This is a genomic window from Cupriavidus sp. 2SB, from assembly GCF_005503625.1.
GTDB lineage: Bacteria > Pseudomonadota > Gammaproteobacteria > Burkholderiales > Burkholderiaceae > Cupriavidus.
In genome coordinates this window covers 1-5,553 of sequence record NZ_SCMX01000144.1, presented here as the reverse complement: position 1 = coordinate 5,553, position 5,553 = coordinate 1, and the positions used below count along the sequence as shown (strand labels likewise).

The 5,553-nt window shown below is 66.0% G+C and carries 5 protein-coding genes; 3 read left to right on the top strand and 2 right to left on the bottom strand.

The window, feature by feature from the left end:
• The 3 genes from dgcN to FFS21_RS31450 form a co-directional block, all read left to right on the top strand.
• On the top strand, positions 1-1,200 hold a 1,200-nt coding region (gene dgcN / locus FFS21_RS31460), incomplete at its 5' end, for a diguanylate cyclase DgcN/YfiN (protein WP_137928590.1).
• 5 nt (positions 1,201-1,205) lie between these two features.
• Positions 1,206-1,715, top strand: coding sequence for an outer membrane lipoprotein YfiB (gene yfiB, locus FFS21_RS31455; RefSeq protein WP_137928589.1), 510 nt, complete (start codon positions 1,206-1,208; stop codon positions 1,713-1,715).
• Positions 1,716-1,993: 278 nt separating this feature from the next.
• On the top strand, positions 1,994-3,913 hold the full coding sequence (locus FFS21_RS31450; RefSeq protein ID WP_137928588.1) for a putative bifunctional diguanylate cyclase/phosphodiesterase: 1,920 nt from the start codon (positions 1,994-1,996) through the stop codon (positions 3,911-3,913).
• Positions 3,914-3,919: 6 nt separating this feature from the next.
• Here FFS21_RS31450 and FFS21_RS31445 read toward each other — a convergent pair whose 3' ends face one another.
• Positions 3,920-4,195 carry a hypothetical protein gene (locus FFS21_RS31445; RefSeq protein ID WP_137928587.1) on the bottom strand — a complete coding sequence of 92 codons (276 nt, stop codon included), beginning with the start codon at positions 4,193-4,195 and terminating at the stop codon, positions 3,920-3,922.
• Between the two features lie 70 nt (positions 4,196-4,265).
• Positions 4,266-5,126, bottom strand: a complete 861-nt coding sequence (locus FFS21_RS31440; RefSeq protein WP_137928586.1) for a D-amino acid aminotransferase — start codon at positions 5,124-5,126, stop codon at positions 4,266-4,268.
• Positions 5,127-5,553: the final 427 nt, after the last annotated feature.

Genomic DNA, 5,553 nt, shown 5'->3' with positions numbered 1-5,553 from the left:
CACCTGAGCGTGGCGCTGATCGCGGTGCTCATGGCTGGCATCTCCCTGACACTGCTTGGCATGACCGCGCTGCGCGCCTATGCCGATCACAACCTGCGGCTCGTGGCGCGTTCCATCGCCTATACGGTGGAAGCCCCGGTCGTGTTCGGCGACCAGGCCGCTGCCGCCGATGCGCTGTCGGTCATTGCCTCCACCGAGGACGTGGCCACCGTGGCGGTCTACGACGGCGACCGCCAGTTGCTGGCCACATGGCGGCGGCCCGGCCAGGACCGCTTTCCGGCGTTGCGCCAGATTGCCGGGGAACTGCTGACCTCCGGCCCTGCCGAGCAACCGATCATCCATGAGTCCCAGCAGGTAGGCACCGTGCGTGTGGTGGGCGACCCCATCGCCCTGCTCCACTTCCTGCTGCAAGGCACGCTGGGGCTGATTGCGTGCCTGCTGGTGACCGCCGTGGGCGCGCACTACATGTCCAGCCGGATGTTGGGCGACATCATCGATCCGTTGCGCAACCTGATGCGGGTGGCGCACGCGGTGCGGTCCGAACGGGCTTTCGGCCAGCGCATGCCGCCAGCGCGGATCGAGGAACTGAACGCGTTGTCCGAGGACTTCAATGTCCTGCTCGACGAACTGGAAGCCTGGCAAAAGCAGTTGCAGCGGGAGAACCGTTCGCTGGCGCACCGCGCCACCCACGACGGGCTGACAGGATTGCTCAACCGTGCCGCGTTTGCCGAAGCGCTCGATCAGGCGCTGCGCACCGCAGCCGCCCGCAACCAGTACGCCGCCGTGCTCTATCTAGACAGTGACGATTTCAAAGGCATCAACGATCGCCATGGCCACGCGGCAGGCGATGTCGTGCTGGTCGGCATTGCCGAGCGCATCCGGGGCTGCCTGCGTGAATCCGACACCGTGGGCCGGCTCGGCGGTGACGAGTTCGCCGTCCTGATCGAGGCATTGCGCCAGCCCGAGGATGCAATCCGCGCCGCCGAGGGCATCCTCGACGCGATGAACGTACCCATCGACCTGCCCGACGGCAACTCGGTCATGGCGCCGCTCAGTATCGGACTGGCTGTCTTCCCGGTGCATGCCCGCAATGGCGCGGCCCTGCTCCACGCCGCCGACGCCGCCATGTACGGCGCCAAGCGGGATTCGGGGGCCACCTGGCACGCTGCCGAGACCGCTCCGCCGCAACGGCAGGCCTGACGACCATGTCCGAGCTCACCCGCCGCGCACTGCTGATACAGACTACGGTCATCATGCTTGCGCTGGCCGGTTGCGCGACCAGCCCGCCCGAACCCGAACCGGTTGGCAAACTCACACCCGCCCAGGTCAGCGTCCTGAAAGACCAGGGATTTCAGTTGACGGACCACGGCTGGGAACTGGGGCGTACGAACAAGGTGCTGTTCAAGTTCGACGACGACGCTATTTCGCTGGACCAGACGGCCACGGTTATCCGGATCGGCCGGCGGCTCAGCGAAGCCGGCATCGACGTGCTGCACGTAGACGGCCACACCGACAACACCGGCTCCGACGCGTACAACCTGCGGCTCTCCATGCGCCGCGCCGAAGCGGTGGCCCGCGTGCTGGGCGCGTGCGGCTTCACGCGCGACCGCCTGGTGGTGCGCGGCCTGGGCAAGACGCGGCCCATTGCCGACAACGACACCAGCGCTGGCCGTGCAGAGAACCGCCGCGTGGCGATCATTGTCACCGTGGATTGATGCTGGGCTCGGCCGCTTCATTGTCCGCTCCTGAGTAAACCCTCTAATTCCGCCGATTTCACGGCGCGATCCGCCTCCATCAAGGCCCGTATGCCCGCACGACCCCGAAAGAGGGGTTGACCGCATTGTCATTTCTACAAAAGCGCGGGCAAACCCTGCCTCTGGCCATTGGATAGCCGCCTTACACTCCCGGGGTGCATGCAGAGGTACGACGATTGAGGGAGATCGCCGGGCGCGTGTACTCACGTATTTCCCATAAAAAGAGAAAGTCAGAAAGCATGCGTACCCAGGCGCTGGAACAGGCGATCAATGCCGTGGTCGCTGTCAACGCGCGCAACCAGGTCACCCTGTTGGCCGCCGCGGCAGAGGCGGTGGCGGCCCTGGCACGCGACGTCCCCTCGCACCAAATAATGGCCGACCTGTGTCGCAGCGTGGAGCGCATGTCTCCCGGCGCTATTGCGGCCGTCATGCGCGTGGAGCATGGCCGGCTCAAGCTCGTGGCCATGCCCTCGGCCGATCCGGCCGCGCTGGCGCCATTCCGCGACCTGCCCATCGGGCTGGAATCGGGGTCCTGCGGTGCCGCCGCCTTTCTGGGCCAACCCGTGGCCGTCTACGACATTGCTGGGGATTCCCGCTGGGAACCGCTGCGCGAAGCGGCGCTGGCCGCCGGACTCGCCGCTAGCTGGTCGACTCCGGTACGCGCCGCCGATGGCAGTGTGCTCGGCACTTTCGCACTGTGCTTTGCCGAGCCGCGCCTGCCCGACGCCTTCCACGAGAACCTGGTGGCCGTGGCCACCAATCTCTGCGCGCTGGCGCTGGCGCGCGACCATGCGCAGGACCGCATCCATCGCCTGGTCTCCTACGATGCGTTGACCGGCTTGCCCAACCGCCAGTTGCTGCTATCGCGCACCGACGACGCCGTGGCCCAGGCCAATGCCGGCGGCACGCCCCTGTCGATGCTGTTCATCGACCTGAACGATTTCAAGCATGTCAACGATGTGCAGGGCCACGGCGCGGGCGACCGATTCCTGACCGAAGTGGCTGCGCGGCTCCAACTCGTGGCACTGAACTGCCATGCCGACGCTGTCGCAGGCCGGCTCTCGGGCGATGAGTTCGCGATCCTGCTGCCCGACCACGCACAGGACCGCGCCCTTGCCGCCGCCCATGCGCTGCTCGACGCGCTGTCGGCACCGGTCGTGCTGACGCACGGCCATCGCCTGATACCGTCGGCCAGCATCGGCATCAGTGTGCTGGGCGGCCCGGGCGGCGATGGCGGCCGGGACCGCGCCACGCTGCTGCACCATGCGGACCTGGCCGTCTATCAGGCCAAGCGGCGCCGGCCACGCGAACGCGGCAACCACGTGTGCGTCTACGATGCGTCGCTGGCGCGCCGGCTCGGTGACCGGCGTGCGCTCGAACTCGAACTGCGCGATGCCATCGCCGATGGCGCGTTGCGCATGCACTACCAGCCGCAGATCCACCTGGCTTCCGGCAACCTGTGGGCGGTGGAAGCACTGGCGCGCTGGCCACATCCGCGACGGGGCGATGTGCCGCCTGCGGTCTTCGTGCCGCTGGCCGAGGAGTCGGGCCTGATCGTGGAACTGGGCTACTGGGCCATCCGCGAGGCCTGCGCACAGCAGGCCCAATGGCGTCAGACAGGCACGGCCGTGCCGGCAATGTCGGTCAACCTGTCGCCGCTGTCGATCCGCGATCCCGTTCTCTCCGAAGTAGTGGCGCAAGCGCTGCAGGCCAACGGCCTGTCGCCGGGCGAGCTGACCATCGAGATTACGGAAAGCGTCTTCCTGGAACAGGCCGCCGAGGCGGAGACAGCCATCGCAACCATCGCCACGCTGCGGCGGCTTGGTGTGCGGCTGTCGATCGATGACTTCGGGACGGGGTTCTCCAGCCTGAGCCGGCTGACGCGCCTGCCGGTGGAAGAAATCAAGCTGGATCGCAGTTTCCTGCTTGACCTGGAAACCAGCGAGGCCACGCGGACGCTGGTGGAGGCGGTGATCCGCATCGGCCGGGCCCGCAATCTCAACGTGGTGGCAGAGGGCGTGACCAGCACCTTCCAGCGCCAGTTTCTGCTCGAACAAGGCTGCCACGTGGGACAGGGCTTCCTGTTCGCGCAGCCCCTGCCGGCTGCGGCTATCGCGGGCTGGCAGCCACAGACGGCCTGGCCGGGACTGCCTGGCTGAGAACGCCTAGTTGCCGAACGGGTTCGGCACGGCGCTCGGAGGATCGTCACCGAGATCGAACTCGTCGCGTACATCGTCCACGACGGCGCGGATCGCCTGCTCGTAGCCGCGCGCATTGCCGAAGCGTCCCATGTCCCAGTTGCGGCCCCGCGCATCGCGTGCGTGCGGCACCGGATCGGGCACACGCACGCGCATGCCCTCGTCCGCGATCTCGTCGATCTGCTGAATGCGTCGGCTCACCTCTTCCTTGATGACCCGCCGGCTGCGCTCGCGCTTGGCCATGAGCCGCCTCCTGTCGGTGGTTGGTCCGCGGCCATCCTAGCACGCGGCCATCCCCCAGGGCAGCAGGCGATCAGAGCGCCGCCTTGGCCGCCTGATATGCCGCATACAGGCGCTGGAACACCGGACCCGGCTTGGCCGCGCCGATGGTCTTACCGTCGATGGTCACCACCGGCAGCAGTTCCTTGCTGGCCGACGAGATGATCACCTCGTCGGCGCCGAACACTTCGTCGCGCGCAATCCGGCGCGCCGTGAACGAGATGTCCATCGCGGCGCACAGTTCTTCCATCAGGCCGTAGCGGATACCTTCCAGGATCAGGTTGTCCTTCGGCGGCGCGGCCACGCGGCCCTGGCTGACCACCCACACATTGGAGGCCGATGCCTCGGTCAGATAGCCGTCGCGAAACTGGATGGCCTCGGTCACGCCAGCCTCGGCCGCCACCTGGGCCGCCAGCACATTGCCCAGCAGCGACGTTGACTTGATCTGGCAGTTGAGCCAGCGGCGGTCTTCCATCGTCACGCATGCCACGCCCTGCTGCACCGAGGCAGCCGGAGGCAGCACCATCGGATTGGTCATGATCAGCACGGTAGGCGTGACTTCCTTCGGGAAGGCATGCGCACGCTTGGCCACGCCACGCGTGACCTGCATGTAGATCATCTGGTCGGCCAGTCCGTTGGCATCGATCACCTTCTGGATCTGTGCGTGCCATTCCGATTCCGTATAGGGATTGGGAATGCCGATGCCATCCAGGCTGCGCGCCAGGCGCGCCAGATGTTGCGCCCCGCGAAACGGCTTGCCGTTGTAGATGGGAATGACCTCGTAAATGCCGTCGCCAAAGATGAAGCCCCGGTCGAGGACAGGAATGCGGGCTTCGGAGACGGGAAGCAGGTCCCCGTTCAGGAAGACGATGGGTTCGGCGGCAGCTTGGGACATGGCGATTTTCGAAGGCTCGGAAAGAGAAAGGTGTACCGGCATTCTTCCACACGCCCCTTCCTGCCCTTATGCAAAATCTGCATGCCGCGCTTCAGGAAATTGTCGAACTTACCGCACTCCGGCAATTTCGGCGCTTCAGAATTTAATTATTTAAATACCAACGCGGGTCTGAATTGAATCTTTCTTAATTCACTGCATGCCGCCCGGAAAGCCTTGCTGCTGGCCGTTTTCCACGTGCTATATTCGCCACGCAGTACCTTCTCTCCGCAGTGAACTGCTGCGCAATCTTCACAGGGCGCCCCATATGAAGGAACTCCTGTCAGGCCTGCGACACGTCCGACTCCGCAGATTGCGACCGGCCCTGCTGTTGGCGCTGCTGCCTGCAACCTTTCCAGCGGGAGGCATTCCCGATGCGGCGGCACAGACC